The sequence below is a fragment of the Mycobacteroides sp. LB1 genome (assembly GCF_013449725.1).
GTDB lineage: Bacteria > Actinomycetota > Actinomycetes > Mycobacteriales > Mycobacteriaceae > Mycobacterium.
The window spans coordinates 177,042-192,070 of the sequence record NZ_JACCFF010000006.1; the positions used below are offsets into that span (position 1 = coordinate 177,042).

The 15,029-nt window shown below is 65.1% G+C and carries 15 protein-coding genes; 14 read left to right on the plus strand and 1 reads right to left on the minus strand.

What is annotated here, in order from left to right; translation table 11 throughout:
- Window positions 1–38 precede the first annotated feature (38 nt).
- From MLB1_RS20880 to MLB1_RS20930, 11 genes are all read left to right on the plus strand, one after another.
- Window positions 39–365 (plus strand): DUF4233 domain-containing protein, encoded by a 327-nt coding sequence (locus MLB1_RS20880; RefSeq protein ID WP_180751916.1) that lies wholly within the window; start codon window positions 39–41, stop codon window positions 363–365.
- Window positions 366–554: 189 nt separating this feature from the next.
- A complete protein-coding gene (gene ndk, locus MLB1_RS20885; protein ID WP_180751758.1) occupies window positions 555–965 on the plus strand; it encodes a nucleoside-diphosphate kinase in 411 nt (136 codons plus the stop codon).
- A 462-nt stretch (window positions 966–1,427) separates the two neighbouring features.
- Window positions 1,428–4,163 carry an Rne/Rng family ribonuclease gene (locus MLB1_RS20890; protein ID WP_371750682.1) on the plus strand — a complete coding sequence of 912 codons (2,736 nt, stop codon included), beginning with the start codon at window positions 1,428–1,430 and terminating at the stop codon, window positions 4,161–4,163.
- A 185-nt stretch (window positions 4,164–4,348) separates the two neighbouring features.
- Window positions 4,349–4,660, plus strand: a complete 312-nt coding sequence (rplU, locus tag MLB1_RS20895) for a 50S ribosomal protein L21 (protein ID WP_078291167.1) — start codon at window positions 4,349–4,351, stop codon at window positions 4,658–4,660.
- Window positions 4,661–4,672: 12 nt separating this feature from the next.
- Window positions 4,673–4,945 carry a 50S ribosomal protein L27 gene (gene rpmA, locus MLB1_RS20900; RefSeq protein WP_180751760.1) on the plus strand — a complete coding sequence of 91 codons (273 nt, stop codon included), beginning with the start codon at window positions 4,673–4,675 and terminating at the stop codon, window positions 4,943–4,945.
- 94 nt (window positions 4,946–5,039) lie between these two features.
- The gene (obgE, locus tag MLB1_RS20905; RefSeq protein WP_180751761.1) at window positions 5,040–6,488 is read left to right on the plus strand and encodes a GTPase ObgE; all 1,449 of its coding nucleotides are present in this window, start codon (window positions 5,040–5,042) and stop codon (window positions 6,486–6,488) included.
- Window positions 6,485–7,603 (plus strand): glutamate 5-kinase, encoded by a 1,119-nt coding sequence (gene proB / locus MLB1_RS20910; RefSeq protein WP_180751762.1) that lies wholly within the window; start codon window positions 6,485–6,487, stop codon window positions 7,601–7,603. The genes obgE and proB overlap by 4 nt, the downstream gene beginning before the upstream one ends.
- Window positions 7,604–7,716: 113 nt before the next feature.
- The gene (locus MLB1_RS20915; protein ID WP_180751763.1) at window positions 7,717–8,358 is read left to right on the plus strand and encodes a hypothetical protein; all 642 of its coding nucleotides are present in this window, start codon (window positions 7,717–7,719) and stop codon (window positions 8,356–8,358) included.
- Between the two features lie 32 nt (window positions 8,359–8,390).
- On the plus strand, window positions 8,391–9,008 hold the full coding sequence (locus tag MLB1_RS20920; RefSeq protein ID WP_180751764.1) for a hypothetical protein: 618 nt from the start codon (window positions 8,391–8,393) through the stop codon (window positions 9,006–9,008).
- A 189-nt stretch (window positions 9,009–9,197) separates the two neighbouring features.
- Window positions 9,198–9,791 carry a hypothetical protein gene (locus MLB1_RS20925; RefSeq protein ID WP_180751917.1) on the plus strand — a complete coding sequence of 198 codons (594 nt, stop codon included), beginning with the start codon at window positions 9,198–9,200 and terminating at the stop codon, window positions 9,789–9,791.
- Between the two features lie 70 nt (window positions 9,792–9,861).
- Window positions 9,862–10,404, plus strand: a complete 543-nt coding sequence (locus MLB1_RS20930) for a hypothetical protein (protein ID WP_358146399.1) — start codon at window positions 9,862–9,864, stop codon at window positions 10,402–10,404.
- 1 nt (window position 10,405) lies between these two features.
- On the opposite strand, the gene MLB1_RS20935 is transcribed toward MLB1_RS20930, so the two are convergent.
- Window positions 10,406–11,272 carry a ribokinase gene (locus tag MLB1_RS20935; protein ID WP_180751765.1) on the minus strand — a complete coding sequence of 289 codons (867 nt, stop codon included), beginning with the start codon at window positions 11,270–11,272 and terminating at the stop codon, window positions 10,406–10,408.
- 56 nt (window positions 11,273–11,328) lie between these two features.
- On the opposite strand from MLB1_RS20935, the gene MLB1_RS20940 reads away from it, so the two are divergent.
- From MLB1_RS20940 to MLB1_RS20950, 3 genes are read left to right on the plus strand one after another with little or no spacing between them, the layout of a single operon-like run.
- Entirely contained in the window at window positions 11,329–12,675 is a 1,347-nt protein-coding gene (locus tag MLB1_RS20940; protein ID WP_180751766.1) for a glutamate-5-semialdehyde dehydrogenase, read from the plus strand.
- 38 nt (window positions 12,676–12,713) lie between these two features.
- Complete coding sequence (locus tag MLB1_RS20945; protein ID WP_180751919.1) at window positions 12,714–13,562, plus strand: MoxR family ATPase; 849 nt, start codon at window positions 12,714–12,716, stop codon at window positions 13,560–13,562.
- Window positions 13,562–14,977 carry a VWA domain-containing protein gene (locus tag MLB1_RS20950; protein ID WP_180751767.1) on the plus strand — a complete coding sequence of 472 codons (1,416 nt, stop codon included), beginning with the start codon at window positions 13,562–13,564 and terminating at the stop codon, window positions 14,975–14,977. Before MLB1_RS20945 ends, MLB1_RS20950 begins: the two co-directional genes overlap by 1 nt.
- Window positions 14,978–15,029: the final 52 nt, after the last annotated feature.

The following is a 15,029-nucleotide window of genomic DNA, read 5'->3' on the forward strand; positions in this document are numbered from 1 at the left end:
CGGCGCCACCGGATCCCTGGCGGGGTTTCCGCGGGGTGATGGCAGGCACGCTCATCCTGGAGTCGATCGTGGTGCTGCTGGCTATCCCGGTGGTGAAGATGGTCGGTGGCGGGCTGACAACGTTGTCGTTGACTTACCTCATCGCGGTCGCCGCGGTGATGATCCTGCTCTCGGGCAGACAGGGCCGGTCGTGGGCATTGCAGGCCAACCTGACACTCCAGGTGGTTCTCGTTGCGGGATTCTTCGTCCACGCCGCGATCGGCTTCGTCGGGCTGCTGTTCCTCGGCGTCTGGCTGCTGATCTGGTACATGCGCAATCAGGTCCGTGACCGTCAGAGCCGCGGGGAGCTCCCGGGTCAGCGATGAGCCGCTTGCGCGAAGAGGGTTTGATCGGATGAGCCGCTTGCGCGAAGAGGGTTTGATCGGATGAGCCGCTTGCGCGAAGAGGGTTTGATCGGATGAGCCGCTTGCGCGAAGAGGGTTTGATCGGATGAGCCGCTTGCGCGAAGAGCATCGGGTAACAGCACACCTCTACCGACCAGTAGGCTGTCGCCCGTGACTGAGCGGACGCTGGTTTTGATCAAGCCCGATGGTGTGCAACGGGGACTTGTCGGTGAGGTGCTGAATCGGATTGAGCGTAAGGGCCTGACGCTGGTCGCCCTCGAGCTCAAGAACGTCGGCGAGCCACTGGCCCGGGCGCATTACGCCGAGCATGAGGACAAGCCGTTCTTCGGCTCGCTGCTCGACTTCATCACCTCGGGACCCGTGGTGGCGGCAGTGCTGGAGGGGCCGCGGGCGATTCCCGCCTTCCGCCAGATTGCCGGCGGCACCGATCCCGTGGAGAAGGCCGCAACCGGCAGCATCCGCGGGGACTTCGCATTGGAGACCCAAGAGAACCTGGTGCACGGATCCGATTCACCCGAGTCGGCGGCGCGCGAGATCGCGCTCTGGTTCCCCGCGCTCTGACACCTAGCCCACTTGACCTATTTGGGGCTCCGGGAATCGCACAGGTTCACCGCTTGGTGCCTGCCATCTGATTCGTATGGGATACTAGGTGTGGGCTACGGCACTTCGACCCCAATAGGGGCCGGCCGGCATCCCGAATGACGGCACGACGAGCGCGGTTGCACGACTGAACGACACCGCAGCGCGTCACGCCATCATTCCAGCCAGGCACTGAGTGGGTTCGCGTCGCGGATCGCTCGGAGCGAGACCACCACAAACCCGGACCTAGCCCGGGTACATAGAGAGAAAGCCCTCGCGTGGCCGCGTCTAGTGACGCGCCCGGGGGCTTGAGGAGAATAAGTGGCCGACTTTGAGCTACCAGAAGACCTACACACCAGCACTCCAGAAGGGGACCAGGCCGCGCAAACGCCGGACACCCCGCAAGCCCCTGCTGAGCAGGGAGAACTACCCGAGAAGCTGAGGGTGCACTCCCTTGCGCGTGTCCTCGGCACCTCCACCCGCCGCGTGCTCGACGCTCTGTCCAAACTGGACGGGCGCGCCCGCAGCCCCCACTCGAACGTCGACAAGCAGGACGCCGCGAAGGTGCGCGAGGTGCTCGCCGATGAGGCCGAACAAGTTCCTGTGCAACCGACCTTGGAGGCGGCCCCGGAACCGACTGCGGAACCAGCGCCGGTAGCCGTCGAGGACCCGGCCCAGGATCCCGATGCACCGGCGACCGCGCCGACCCTTGTCGCGGAGGTGACGGCCATCGAGGCTGCCGCGGTACCGGCACAGGCGACATCAGGTCCCACCGCATATGACTACGGTCCGCTCTTCGTGGCACCGCAGGCTCCGGAGCCCCAGGAGCGTCCCGCACCGGTCCGCGCTGAGAGCACCGAGGACGCCGACGAAGACTCCATCGACACGGATGACCCCGAAGCTGAAGCCGATGAGGACGGTGACCGTCCCGCGCGTCGCAGGCGTCGGGGACGCCGCGGCCGGGGGCGTGGTCGAGGCGAGCAGGCAGGTGCCGACGAGGCAGAGGAATCTGATGCCGAGGGTGGCGAGGTCACCGACGGTGAGGACGCGCCCGAGAATACCGATGACGCTGCCGATTCATCGGACGGCGATGAGACGAGCGCCGAAGACGGCGACTCTCCCGAGGGCGCCAGCCGGCGCCGGCGTCGGCGTCGTCGCCGCAAGGCTGGAACCGGTGACGATGCCGAGGGCACGTCGGATGACGATCCGCCAAACACCGTTGTGCACGAGCGCAAGCCGCGTGCCGAGCGAAGCGATGAGATTCAGGGCATCTCCGGGTCAACCCGTCTGGAGGCCAAGCGTCAGCGCCGCCGCGACGGACGCGATGCCGGACGGCGCCGCCCACCGATCCTGACCGAGGCGGAGTTCCTGGCCCGACGCGAGGCCGTCGACCGGGTGATGGTGGTACGGGACAAGACCCGCACCGAGCCGCCGCATGAGGGCGCTCGGTACACGCAGATCGCCGTCCTGGAGGACGGTGTGCTCGTCGAACACTTCGTGACATCGGCGGCTTCTGCTTCTTTGGTGGGGAACATCTACCTCGGCGTCGTGCAGAACGTGTTGCCCTCCATGGAAGCCGCATTCGTCGACATCGGCCGTGGTCGCAACGGTGTGCTGTACGCCGGTGAGGTCAACTGGGACGCCGCCGGTCTCGGCGGTTCGAACCGCAAGATCGAACAGGCTCTCAAGTCCGGCGACTATGTCCTTGTCCAGGTCAGCAAGGACCCGGTGGGACATAAGGGCGCCCGGCTTACCACCCAGATCTCACTGGCAGGCCGCTATCTGGTGTACGTGCCGGGTGCGTCGTCGACTGGCATCAGCCGCAAGCTCCCCGACACCGAGCGTCAGCGTCTCAAGGAGATCTTGCGGGAAATCATCCCGTCGGATGCCGGTGTCATCATCCGCACCGCCTCAGAAGGCGTGCGGGAAGAGGAGATCCGGGCCGACGTGCAGCGGCTGCAGGAGCAGTGGCACGGGATCGAGCAGCGTTCCGCCGATCTCTCAGCTAAGGCATCCGGTGCTGCGATGGCTCTCTACGAGGAGCCCGACGTGCTGGTCAAGGTGGTCCGTGACCTGTTCAACGAGGACTTCTCCAAGCTCATCGTCGAGGGTGACACCGCCTGGGACACCATCGACGAGTACGTGAAAAATGTTGCCCCCGATCTTCTTTCGCGGATCGGACGGTACGACGGTGAACAAGGTCCGGATGTGTTCGCGGTGCACCGCATCGACGAACAGCTGGCCAAGGCGCTCGACCGCAAGGTGTGGTTGCCCTCGGGCGGAACTCTCGTCATCGACCGCACGGAGGCCATGACGGTTGTCGACGTCAACACCGGGAAGTTCACCGGTGCCGGCGGCAACCTGGAAGAGACCGTCACCCGCAACAACCTGGAAGCTGCCGAGGAGACCGTGCGACAGCTACGCTTGCGCGACGTCGGCGGAATCATCGTCATCGACTTCATCGACATGGTGCTGGAATCCAACCGGGACCTGGTGTTGCGCAGGCTGACCGAGGCGTTGGGCCGGGACCGCACCCGCCACCAGGTATCCGAGGTCACGTCGCTGGGATTGGTGCAGCTGACCCGCAAGAAACTCGGCACGGGCCTGATTGAGGCGTTCTCGTCGAACTGCACCCACTGCGCCGGCCGTGGAATCGTGCTGCACGTCGACCCCGTCGACAACGCCAGCGCCGCGCCCAGTACTGCCAAGAAGACCGAAACCGGGAGGCGCGCCAAGCGCTCCCGCAAGGGCAAGGCCGACGAGGTGGTGGTGGTGGTGGCGCACACACCACCTCACCCGCAGGGCGACCACCCGATGTTCCGGGCGATGGCGGCGGCGAATGATCACCCCGAGGACGAGGATTCCGACGACGACGATGTGGACCGCGACGAACTGGAGCTGATCGCTTCGGAGGATGCGGATGCCGCCGATGACGTGTCGCAGGCCATCGCCGAGGACACCCTCACCCCAGGCGACGAGGTTTCCGAGCCTGAGTCCGTGCCCGCCGACGGTGGCGTCACGCAGGAAACCGAGGCCGAAAGTGCGCCTGAGGTTACTGTCGACGAATCCGAGGCGAGCCCCGTAGCCCCGGAACCTGCCGCTAAGGCGCCTACGCGGCCCCGACGGAGGCGTTCGGCCGCTCGCGCCGCGGGGCCTCCGGTAGATCACGAGACCGGATAGCCCCAACTAAGGGTGTCAGTTTGACCCTTAGCCCGCTGGTCACGTAGCCTTGAGCAGTTGTCACGAGGCTTCCGGCCCGCGACATGCGGCCTAGTGGAAGAACTTGAGCGGGCCCACCCACGATCCAGATGCGTCAGCCGACCTGGTTGCGCGCGTCCGAAGAGCAGAGCAGAGGTAGCGCAACGATGGCGACGTACGCAATCGTCAAGACCGGTGGCAAGCAGTACAAGGTTGCCGTCGGTGACGTGTTGAAGGTCGAGAAGATCGAATCGGAGCCTGGCTCCTCGGTCCAGCTGCCCGTTGCTCTGGTCGTGGATGGCGCTACCGTCACCACCGACGCAGACAAGCTGGCCAAGGTCGCGGTGACCGGCGAGATCCTCGAGCACACCAAGGGCCCGAAGATCCGCATTCATAAGTTCAAGAACAAGACCGGCTACCACAAGCGGCAGGGTCACCGTCAGCCGTTGACCGTGCTCAAGGTCACCGGGATCAAGTAGAGGATTTGACTCATGGCACATAAGAAGGGCGCGTCTAGCTCGCGCAACGGTCGTGATTCCAACGCGCAGCGACTCGGCGTCAAGCGATTCGGTGGTCAGCTGGTCAAGGCCGGAGAGATCCTGGTTCGCCAGCGCGGTACCCACTTCCACCCCGGCGTGAATGTCGGCCGTGGCGGTGACGACACCCTGTTCGCAACCTCGAGCGGTCACGTCGAGTTCGGCGCCAAGCGCGGTCGCCGCGTCATCAACATCGTCCCAGTCGTCGCTGAAACCGTCGACGCCTAAGAGGCGAGGACTTTCACGCGAATGTGACGCAAGCGCGAGGTTCTCGAAGAGAGTCCCGCAATAGCGTCACAATCGGCGGTTGAAAGGAGGCCTTATGCCTCGCTTTGTCGACCGTGTCGTCATCCACGCTAAAGCCGGTACAGGCGGGCATGGCTGCGCATCCGTGCATCGTGAAAAGTTCAAACCACTCGGCGGGCCCGACGGCGGTAATGGCGGTCGCGGTGGCAGTGTGATTCTGGAAGTGGACCCGCAGGTGCACACCCTGCTGGACTTCCATTTCCACCCCCATGTACTGGCACCCAGCGGCACGCAGGGCATGGGTGGCCACCGCAGTGGCTCCAACGGCGACGACCTGGTTCTCAGGGTGCCCGACGGCACTGTCGTGCTCGACGAAGCGGGCCGGATCCTGGCCGATTTGGTCGGCGCGGGTACGCGTTTCGACGCCGTCGCGGGTGGCCGTGGAGGATTGGGCAATGCTGCGTTGGCATCCCGGGCCCGCAAGGCCCCCGGATTCGCCTTGCTTGGCGAGACCGGAGCCGAAGCCGAGCTCACTCTCGAACTGAAGACCGTCGCCGATGTCGGGCTGGTCGGATTCCCGTCGGCGGGCAAATCCTCTCTGGTATCAGTGCTTTCGGCCGCGAAGCCGAAGATCGCCGACTACCCGTTCACCACACTGGTACCCAACCTTGGGGTGGTGTCCGCAGGTGACAATTCGTTCGTGATGGCCGATGTCCCGGGGCTGATTCCTGGTGCCGCCGAGGGACGCGGGCTAGGCCTGGAGTTCCTGCGCCATATCGAGCGGTGCGCGGTCTTGGTGCATGTGGTGGACTGCGCGACCCTGGAGCCGGGCCGCGACCCGGTTTCCGATATCGAGGCCTTGGAAAATGAATTGGCGCGATATCAGCCAACGTTGCAAGGTGATTCGGCGCTCGGTGACCTGGCAGATCGGCCTCGCGCGGTGGTGCTCAACAAGGTCGACGTGCCCGAGGCCGCCGAGCTTGCCGATTTCGTCACGGAGGAGGTCTCCAAGCGCGGCTGGCCCGTCTTCCAGGTGTCGACTCTGACCCGTGACGGACTGCGGCCGTTGACGTTTGGGCTGTGGGAGATGATCGAGGCGGCACGTGCCGCCGCGCCTCCTGTGGTGAGAACGCGGCCCGTTATCAGGCCCATCGCGGTCGACGAGACCGGATTCACCGTGGCCCCGGACCCGGCCACACCCGGTGGTTTTGTGGTGCGCGGGGTGCGCCCCGAGCGCTGGATCCGGCAGACCGATTTCCAAAACGACGAGGCCGTCGGCTATCTGGGCGACAGGCTCGCGCGTCTGGGTGTCGAAGAGAAGCTGGTCAAGCTGGGTGCACAGCCTGGTTGCGCTGTCACCATTGGCAATATGACCTTCGACTGGGAACCGCAGACCCCGGCCGGTGTCGATGTGACGCCCAGTGGGCGCGGCACCGATACGCGGATCGACCAGACAGACCGTGTCGGTGCGACCGAACGTCGCCAGGCTCGGCGGGTGCGGCGCGGGCAGGTGGACCCGGAATGAGTCCGGGTGCGCAAGCACGCCAAGCTATTCAGGCGGCACGCACCGTCGTCGTGAAGGTCGGTACCGCGGCCCTCACCGATGCGACAGGTACCTTCAGTGCCGATCGGTTGGAGTACCTGGTTCAGGCCATTGAAGGCCGAATGAAGGCCGGATCCGATGTGGTGATCGTATCCTCGGGAGCCATCGCGGCGGGTATGGTTCCGCTCGGATTGACCAAGCGCCCAACAGATCTGGCGACCAAGCAAGCCGCCGCAAGTGCGGGACAGGTTGCCCTCATCAGCGCCTGGAGCGCGGCCTTCGCCCGGTATCAACGCACCGTGGGCCAGGTGCTGCTCACCGCCCACGACATCTCCATGCGCGTGCATCACACCAATGCACAGCGCACGCTCGACAAGCTGCGGGCATTGCACGCGGTCGCCATCGTGAACGAGAACGACACCGTGGCCACCAATGAGATTCGCTTCGGCGACAACGACAGGTTATCGGCGCTTGTCGCCCATCTGGTGGGTGCCGACGCATTGGTGCTGCTCTCTGATATCGACGGGCTCTACGATTCCGATCCTCGAAAGGCGTCCCCGGACAATCCTGCGCGCCTGATTCCCCTGGTGAGTGGACCGGAGGATTTGGACGACGTGATCGCGGGGCCGGGCGGTTCGCGTGGAACCGGGGGCATGGCCTCGAAACTCTCCTCGGCCCTTTTGGCCTCGGACGCCGGTGTTCCGGTGCTGCTGGCCTCGGCGACCGAGGCCGAGGCGGCACTGGGGGACGGATCGTGCGGAACGGTCTTCGCCGCACGACCGCAACGTATGTCGGCCCGTAAGTTCTGGGTGCGCTACGCCGCCGAGGCGACGGGTTCGCTGACGCTGGACGCCGGCGCGGTACGGGCGGTGGTGACTTCGCGGCGTTCGCTGCTGCCCGCCGGGATCACGGAGGTCTCCGGGCGGTTTCATGGTGGCGATGTCGTCGAGCTCCGTGATGCCGAAGGAGCCATGGTGGGCCGCGGTGTAGTGGCTTACGACGTGGGCGAACTGGCGACCATGCTGGGCCGGTCGACCAACGAGCTGCCGGAGGATCTTCGGCGCCCTGCCGTGCACGCCGACGACCTGGTCACCTGAGCGCTTCGCACATTTGCTCTAAAGAGTGGCGCATCGCAACGGTGCCTGATAGAAATTGTCAGCGGGTTCGCAGCTTGGGGATGTGCCCCGGGCTTCGTTTGGGAGGGTTTCAGATGGCAGGCCGGAAAATCGGGATCGTCAGCGCTTTTTTGAGCGCGGTGGCGCTAGTGGTGGGGTTGCTCAGCTCGATGGCCGTGGCAAGCGCCTCGCCCGACACCGCCGAGACGCAGATCAGGGGCCTCATCGCGGGCCAGCTGTCCGCGCTTCAGGCTGTCGATGCCGTGGCATACGGCGCAACCTACTGTGCGGAGTATCGCGACAAGATTGAGGCCGACCACAGCAAAATGTTCACGCCGCCCGATGTCACACGGCTTGAGGGTGCTAATGCCAAGAAGCTGCGCGCCAAGATCAAAGAGATCTTCCCCTCGGCGTCGAGCGTGGCAGTCGAGGCGTTTGTGCAGGCCGTTGCCGATGTGGACCAGAGCGAGGTTGACTCCGCGTGGCACCAGCTGTGGGCGAGCTCGTTTGCCAAGTTGTCGTATCGGGTGAAGAACGTCGACGTCACCGGTGACAGTGCCGAAGCCACCGTGGCCGTTCGCGTCGGCAGTAGCAGCAGTAACCAGCGCTGGGAGTTGATCCGCGAGGGCCAGGACTGGAAGGACTGCACAGCTCCGGCTGAGCAGGAGACCGCTCGTGGGCTTGTGGGCGGCCAAGGTCAGCAGGGTCTGCTGGACGCTCCGCTCACCGGGGAGTGACCCGAGTGTCGATAAGCAGAGAGGTGACGCACATGTCCCGACGGGTCTTCGGTTGGTTAGCAGCGTTTTTCGTGACCTTCGGGTTGCTTGCGCAAACAGCGGTGGCGAGCGCCACGGAGACCGATGAGGCAGCGATCCGGGACGTGACCGCTGGTCGCCTCTCGGCACTGCAGACCGTTGACGCGGTTCAGTACGCCTCGTTCTTCTGTGGTGACTTGCGCGACAAGATCGAATCGGATTGGGGACAATCGTTCTCTCCGCCCGAGGTCAGCAAGCTGGAGGGTGCGAATTCGAAGAAGCTGCGCGCGAAGGTTCGTGAGATCTTCCCGCTCGCCTCGGACGCCACCATCAACGACTTCGTCACTGCGGTGGAAAACCAGGACCAGGACTTGTTTTCGTCCGCATGGCACCGTTTCTGGGTTGAGACCTTCGCCCACCTGACCTTCAAGGTGACCAAGGTGACGGTGAACGGTGATACGGCCAACGCCACCATCGCCTTCCGAAACACCCAGGGGCGCGGGAACGAGCCGAGGAAGTTTGTGCACGAGGCCGGAGTCTGGAAGGACTGCACGCCCGAGTCCACGCAGTCTGATTCGGCGATCGGTAACGATGCCCCCTTGCAGGAGAGCCTGATCGGTGCCGAGGGCTAGCCGGGGCTGTTTCGGACGCGATCGCTAAGGCACCCGACCGGCTGCTGAGCGCCATTCCAGGCCCTCACTGACTGGTAGGTTTGCTCGGTGAGGGTGCACGAGCTGATCTTGACTGATAGAAATTAGCTCGGAGACGAGTGGTCGATACGAGCGAGGGTTGTCATGGTGTGCCGTAGATGGGCCGGAGCGGTGCTTTTGGGAGCGCTGCTGTTCGGTGGTGTGGGTTGCACGCAAACCGTCGCGGGGGACGGACAGCCCAACGCGGAAGCGCTCGCGACGGCGCATAGCGAGAATCAGATCAAGGCCCTGATCGAGCAGCAGAACACCTACACCGCGGGTTTCGATTTCGCGAAGCTGGCCGAGACCAAATGCGCCAAGTATCGGGAAGCCACCGCTAAGAGCGGACCGCCCATTCCGGCGATGAGTGAAATCGCGCCGCCGGAGATCGCCACGGTGCCCGGTGCAGGCGATGCGCTGCGGGGTTTGTTGGCTCAGAAGTTCCCCACGGTGCCGCCCGATGTCATCAATGCGGTGGTGGACAGCCTCGTCGCCCAGGATGAGCAGGCGTATCAGACGGCGATGCGGAATCTGCTGAAGTCGTTGATCACCGTCAAGGTCACCGATGTCCAGAACATCGAGATCAAGGGTGACCAGGCGACCGCGGATCTCACGATCACCACCACAGCGGGAGACAAGCCGCCGTCCCACGAGCAGCAGACCGTCAAGTACATCAAGGAAAACGGAAAGTGGCTGGACTGCGCGCCGCCGACTGGCGGGGCCTAGCCGGAAAGTAACGGACCCGGTGTCCTGGGGCGATAACGTCATGAAGCACTGCCAACCAGGGGAGGGAACCGTGAAGCGAGCGCTCGTCGTCGCCGCGGCGGTTGCCGTGCTGGCGACCCTCGGCGCCCCCGCTGCGGGTGCTGCGCCCAACCGAGACGCGGTGGCAGAACACGTTCGGGCCTGGGAAAAAGCGTACAACGATGTTGACACCAACAAGATCGGTGATCTGACCTGCGATAAGTACCGTGACCGGGAGATGGCGAACAACGAGTCCCGGATCCCGACCTGGGACGACTTCGTCAAGCCCACGGACCTGTACGCCAAGTTCCCCAAGCTCACCCAGGAAACCCTCGACCAGTTACTCGACGCCGCCAAGCGGAAGGATGCCGCAGCCTTCCGGCAGGCATCGGTCCAGGTGGTTCGGGAGAACTCGCATCTGACGGTCGCCAATATCGACAAGGTCAATGTCATCGAGGCCAAGAACGCGACGGTGACGGTGACCACGTCGACGGTGTGGGGCAACGACTCGCCCAAGACGTCCACGTCCGACTGGTACCTGACCTATGAGCGCGACGCGTGGCGCTACTGCAACCCGGTACTGACCGTCCGCTGATTCAGGCGCCCTTCAGCGACAGCTCGATCCGGGCCGCGCTCGGGGCGCAGTTCCCGGCGCCCGAGCGCAGCGTGGCGAGCGCACCGGCAACATTCGCGCGGCGTAGGGCGATCTCGGGTCCGTGCGGCCACCATGCCGCCAGCACGCCGGCGAATACGTCGCCGGCGCCGGTGGTGTCCAGCGGCCGCACCGGATACGACGGAACCGTGATCTCCCCCTGCGGGCTGCGGTAACGCGCCCCTTCGTCACCCAGCGTGGTCACCAGGTGTCGTGACGGGTACAGCCAGGATCTGGCCTCGGTCTCGTTGACGACGACCACGCTCGCTCGAAAAGCCAGCTCCGCCAGGTCGGGCGAGCGTTCGGGCACCGGGGAAGCGTTGAGCACGAACTGTTTTCCCGCCTCGACGGCCCACCGCGCCGCCATCAGCGCGACGTGAACCGGGATTTCCAACTGGCATAACAGCACATCGTGGGAACAGATGATGTCCTTGTGCACCTTCTCGTCCAAGGCGAAGGTACCGTTGGCGCCCGGTGCCACCACGATGCTGTTCTCGCCGGAGTCCTCGACGGTGATGGCGGCCATTCCACTGGGACCGTCGACTTCGACGAGCCCGTCGACGCCGACATTGTTGTCCTCCAGGTGAGATCGCAGCATCGGTGCCGCGCCGTCGGTGCCCACCGCGCCGATGAACTGCACCGCGGCACCCGCGCGCGCAGCGGCGACCGCTTGGTTGGCGCCCTTGCCTCCCGGGGCAGGGCGAGCCGATGTGGCCAGCACTGTGGCACCAGGGGCGGGCAGCGAGTCCACCCGCAACGTCAGATCCATGTTGACGCTGCCGAGGACACATACCGTGGCTAACTCAGTCACTTGCCCAGGCTAGTACTGGCGAAGCTACATTTCGGGCACCCGGATACCCTGACACGATGAGCGTTTCAACCAACGAGTTGGCCCGCGGATCTGCCCAGCCCGCAGCGGGCGTCTCAGGCGCCCCTCCGGAGCCTGGAGTCGCAGTGTCGGCGACATCCGATCTGCGTGCGGACGTTCATGCTGCAGCCCGTCGAGCACGTGTCGCGGCCCGCGATCTGGCCCGGCTGACTGCCGACACCAAGAACACTGCGCTGCTCGCGGCCGCCGATGCCCTCATCGCCGCCACCGATTCCATCATTGCGGCCAATGCCGATGACCTGCAGCGCGCACGGACTGCCGGTATCGGTGACGCCATGCTCGATCGCCTGGCCCTCGACGCAGGCCGGATTGGCGGTATTGCTGCCGGGTTGCGTCAGGTCGCAGGTCTGCCCGACCCGGTCGGCGAGATACTGCGCGGCTCCACGCGACCCAACGGACTGCGACTACGCCAGATCAGGGTGCCGCTCGGGGTCGTCGGCATGGTGTACGAGGGGCGACCGAACGTCACGGTCGACGCCTTCGGATTGACCCTCAAGTCGGGAAACGCGGTGCTGCTTCGGGGTAGCTCCTCGGCCGCAACCTCCAATACCGAACTCGTCCGGGTGCTGCGTGAATCGCTGGTCGCCGGCGGGCTGCCCGCCGACACCGTCCAGCTGCTGGACAGCCAGGACCGGGCGACCGTAATCCATCTCATCCAGGCGCGCGGTCTGGTGGACGTGGTCATTCCGCGCGGTGGAGCCGGCCTGATCGATGCCGTGGTCCGCGATGCGCAGGTGCCCACCATCGAAACCGGGGTCGGTAACTGCCACGTGTACGTGCATGCCGATGCCGACCTCGATCTGGCCGAGCGGATCCTGTTGAACTCCAAGACCCGTCGGCCCAGTGTGTGCAACGCGGCAGAGACGCTGCTCATAGACCGGGATATCGCGGAGACGGCGGTGCCCAGGCTGATTGGCGCGCTGCAGGCGGCCGGGGTCACCGTGCACGGCGATCTAGCGGTACCGGGCGTCGTTCCGGCGACGGAAGAGGACTTCGGTACCGAATACCTATCGTTGGATATCGCGGCCGCCGTCGTGGACGACCTCGACGCCGCGGTTCGCCACATCGAGCAGTACTCCAGCGGTCACACCGATGCCATCGTCACCGCGAATCTCGGTGCGGCCCAGGAATTCACCGATCGTGTCGACAGCGCAGCCGTGATGGTCAACGCCTCTACGGCGTTCACCGATGGCGAGCAGTTCGGCTTCGGCGCCGAGATCGGCATCTCGACACAGAAGCTGCACGCCCGCGGCCCGATGGGGCTGCCCGAACTGACCACAACCAAGTGGATCGTCTTCGGAGACGGTCAGATCCGTCCCGCCTAACACCTGGAGAACGAGTGGATCGAACCGAGACCGCGCCGATGTTCACGAGCATCGACGACGTCATCGCCCGGCTGGCCGAGACCGGATATCTCGCTGACACCGCCACGGCGACAGCGGTATTCCTTGCCGACCGGCTGGGCAAGCCGCTGCTGGTGGAGGGGCCCGCGGGTGTCGGTAAGACCGAATTGGCCAGGGCGGTAGCGCAAACCACTGGCTCGGGCCTGGTGCGTCTGCAGTGCTACGAGGGCGTCGACGAGGCGCGCGCACTCTACGAGTGGAACCACGCCAAGCAGATCTTGCGTATCCAGGCCGGGTCCGGCGACTGGGACGAAACCAAGACCGACGTCTTCACCGAGGAATTCCTGTTGTCGAGGCCGCTGCTCACCGCGATCCGCCGCGAGGACCCCACGGTTCTGCTCATCGACGAGACCGATAAGGCCGATATTGAGATCGAGGGCTTGCTGCTGGAGGTACTCAGCGATTTCGCGGTCACCGTGCCCGAACTGGGCACCATCCAGGCCAGCCGGAAGCCCTTCGTCCTCTTGACCTCCAACGCCACCCGCGAGCTGTCCGAGGCGCTCAAGCGGCGCTGCTTGTTCTTGCACATCGATTTCCCCGATGCCGAGCTGGAGCGACGCATTCTGCTCAAGCGGGTGCCGGAGCTGCCCGCCGCGCTGGCCGAGGAGCTGGTGCGCATCATCGGCGTACTGCGCAATATGCAGCTCAAGAAGGTCCCGTCGGTGGCCGAGACCATCGACTGGGGGCGCACCATTCTGGCGCTCGGCCTGGACACCCTGGACGACGCGGTGATCGCGTCCACCCTCGGAGTGATTCTCAAACACCACTCCGATCAGCAGCGCGCCGCAGGAGAGTTGAGGCTGAACTAATGCCCGCGCGTAAGCCTCCCAAGGCGGTGCTGCCCCTGGCACCGCACGGGCTGCCTGGTCATCTGGTGGGCTTCGTGGAAGCGCTACGTGAACAAGGGATCTCGGTGGGCCCGTCGGAGACGGTGGACGCGGGCCGGGTGATGATGGTGCTGGGGCTGCAAAGCCGCACCGAGCTGCGCGAAGGCCTGGCCTGTGCGGTGTTGCGCCGCGCCGATCACCGGCCGACATTCGATGTGTTGTTCGACCTGTGGTTCCCGCTCGCGCTGGGCGCGCGGTCCGTGGACGTTTCAGAGGGTGAGCCGCGCGATATTGACGATATCGAGCAAGTGCGTGATCAGCTGGTGGACCTGTTGGCTGCCGACGCGGGGGACGTTCCGCTCAACTCCTTGATTGCCCAGATCGTGGAGGCCTACGGCAAGTACAACTCGACACGGGGCACTTCGTACTCGGCGTACCAGGCCATGAAGTCGCTGTCGCTGGACCAGATCGAGGCCAAGCTGCTGATGGGCCTGCTCGGCAGTGGCGACGATGCGTCACCAACGGACCGGGCGGTCGCGAAAGCTGTTGCCAAACAGCGCATCTCAAAGGTGCGTCAGCTCGTGGAGGCGGAGACCAAGCGCCGCACTGCCGAACAGCTGGGGCGGGAACGGGTCACCGCCTACGGGGTGCCGCAGCTCGCCGAGAACGTGGAGTTTCTCCGCGCCTCGGGGGAGCAACTGCGCAATATGCGCCGGGTGGTGCAGCCGTTGGCGCGGATGCTGGCCAGCCGATTGGCGGCCCGGCGTCGGCGTGCGCATACCGGCCAGATCGATCTGCGTCGCACCCTGCGCAAGTCGATGTCTACCGGTGGCGTGCCGATCGACGTCGTGCAGAAGAAGCCGCGCCCGGCCCGCCCCGAGCTGGTGGTGCTGTGCGATGTGTCGGGATCGGTAGCAGGGTTCTCGCATTTCACCCTGCTGCTGGTGGACGCGCTGCGTCAGCAGTTTTCGAGGGTTCGCGTTTTTGCCTTTATCGACACCACGGACGAGGTGACTCACCTTTTCACGCCAAATACCGATCTGGCTGAGGCCATCGTGCGGATTACCCGGGAGGCGCAGGTGTTCACCGGCGACGGGCACAGCGACTACGGGCACGCCTTCAAGACGTTTGTCCAGAATTTTCCGACGGCACTGTCCCCGCGCAGCTCACTGCTCATCCTTGGCGATGGGCGCACCAACTACCGGAGTCCCGAGCTCGACACCCTGCGATCCATGGTGTCCTCCAGCCGCCACGCACATTGGCTCAATCCCGAGCCGAAGAACCACTGGGGAACGGGTGATTCGGCCGCCACGCGGTACCAGGACGCCATCACCATGCATGAATGCCGATCGGCTAAGCAGCTGGCCGCGGTGATCGACAACCTGCTACCGGTCTAACGCCGACCATCACTCCAGTAAGCTGGCCATTCGTGCCATCCGACCCGTCTCC

Excerpts from the sequence above, each read along its gene's own strand:
- MLB1_RS20880 (WP_180751916.1), top strand. The coding sequence starts at position 39 with ATGGCAGGCACGCTCATCCTGGAGTCGATCGTGGTGCTGCTGGCTATC.
- MLB1_RS20950 (WP_180751767.1), top strand. The coding sequence starts at position 13,562 with ATGCCCGCGCGTAAGCCTCCCAAGGCGGTGCTGCCCCTGGCACCGCAC.
- MLB1_RS20915 (WP_180751763.1), top strand. The coding sequence starts at position 7,717 with ATGGCAGGCCGGAAAATCGGGATCGTCAGCGCTTTTTTGAGCGCGGTG.
- rpmA (WP_180751760.1), top strand. The coding sequence starts at position 4,673 with ATGGCACATAAGAAGGGCGCGTCTAGCTCGCGCAACGGTCGTGATTCC.
- proB (WP_180751762.1), top strand. The coding sequence starts at position 6,485 with ATGAGTCCGGGTGCGCAAGCACGCCAAGCTATTCAGGCGGCACGCACC.
- MLB1_RS20945 (WP_180751919.1), top strand. The coding sequence starts at position 12,714 with ATGTTCACGAGCATCGACGACGTCATCGCCCGGCTGGCCGAGACCGGA.
- MLB1_RS20920 (WP_180751764.1), top strand. The coding sequence starts at position 8,391 with ATGTCCCGACGGGTCTTCGGTTGGTTAGCAGCGTTTTTCGTGACCTTC.
- obgE (WP_180751761.1), top strand. The coding sequence starts at position 5,040 with ATGCCTCGCTTTGTCGACCGTGTCGTCATCCACGCTAAAGCCGGTACA.
- MLB1_RS20940 (WP_180751766.1), top strand. The coding sequence starts at position 11,329 with ATGAGCGTTTCAACCAACGAGTTGGCCCGCGGATCTGCCCAGCCCGCA.
- rplU (WP_078291167.1), top strand. The coding sequence starts at position 4,349 with ATGGCGACGTACGCAATCGTCAAGACCGGTGGCAAGCAGTACAAGGTT.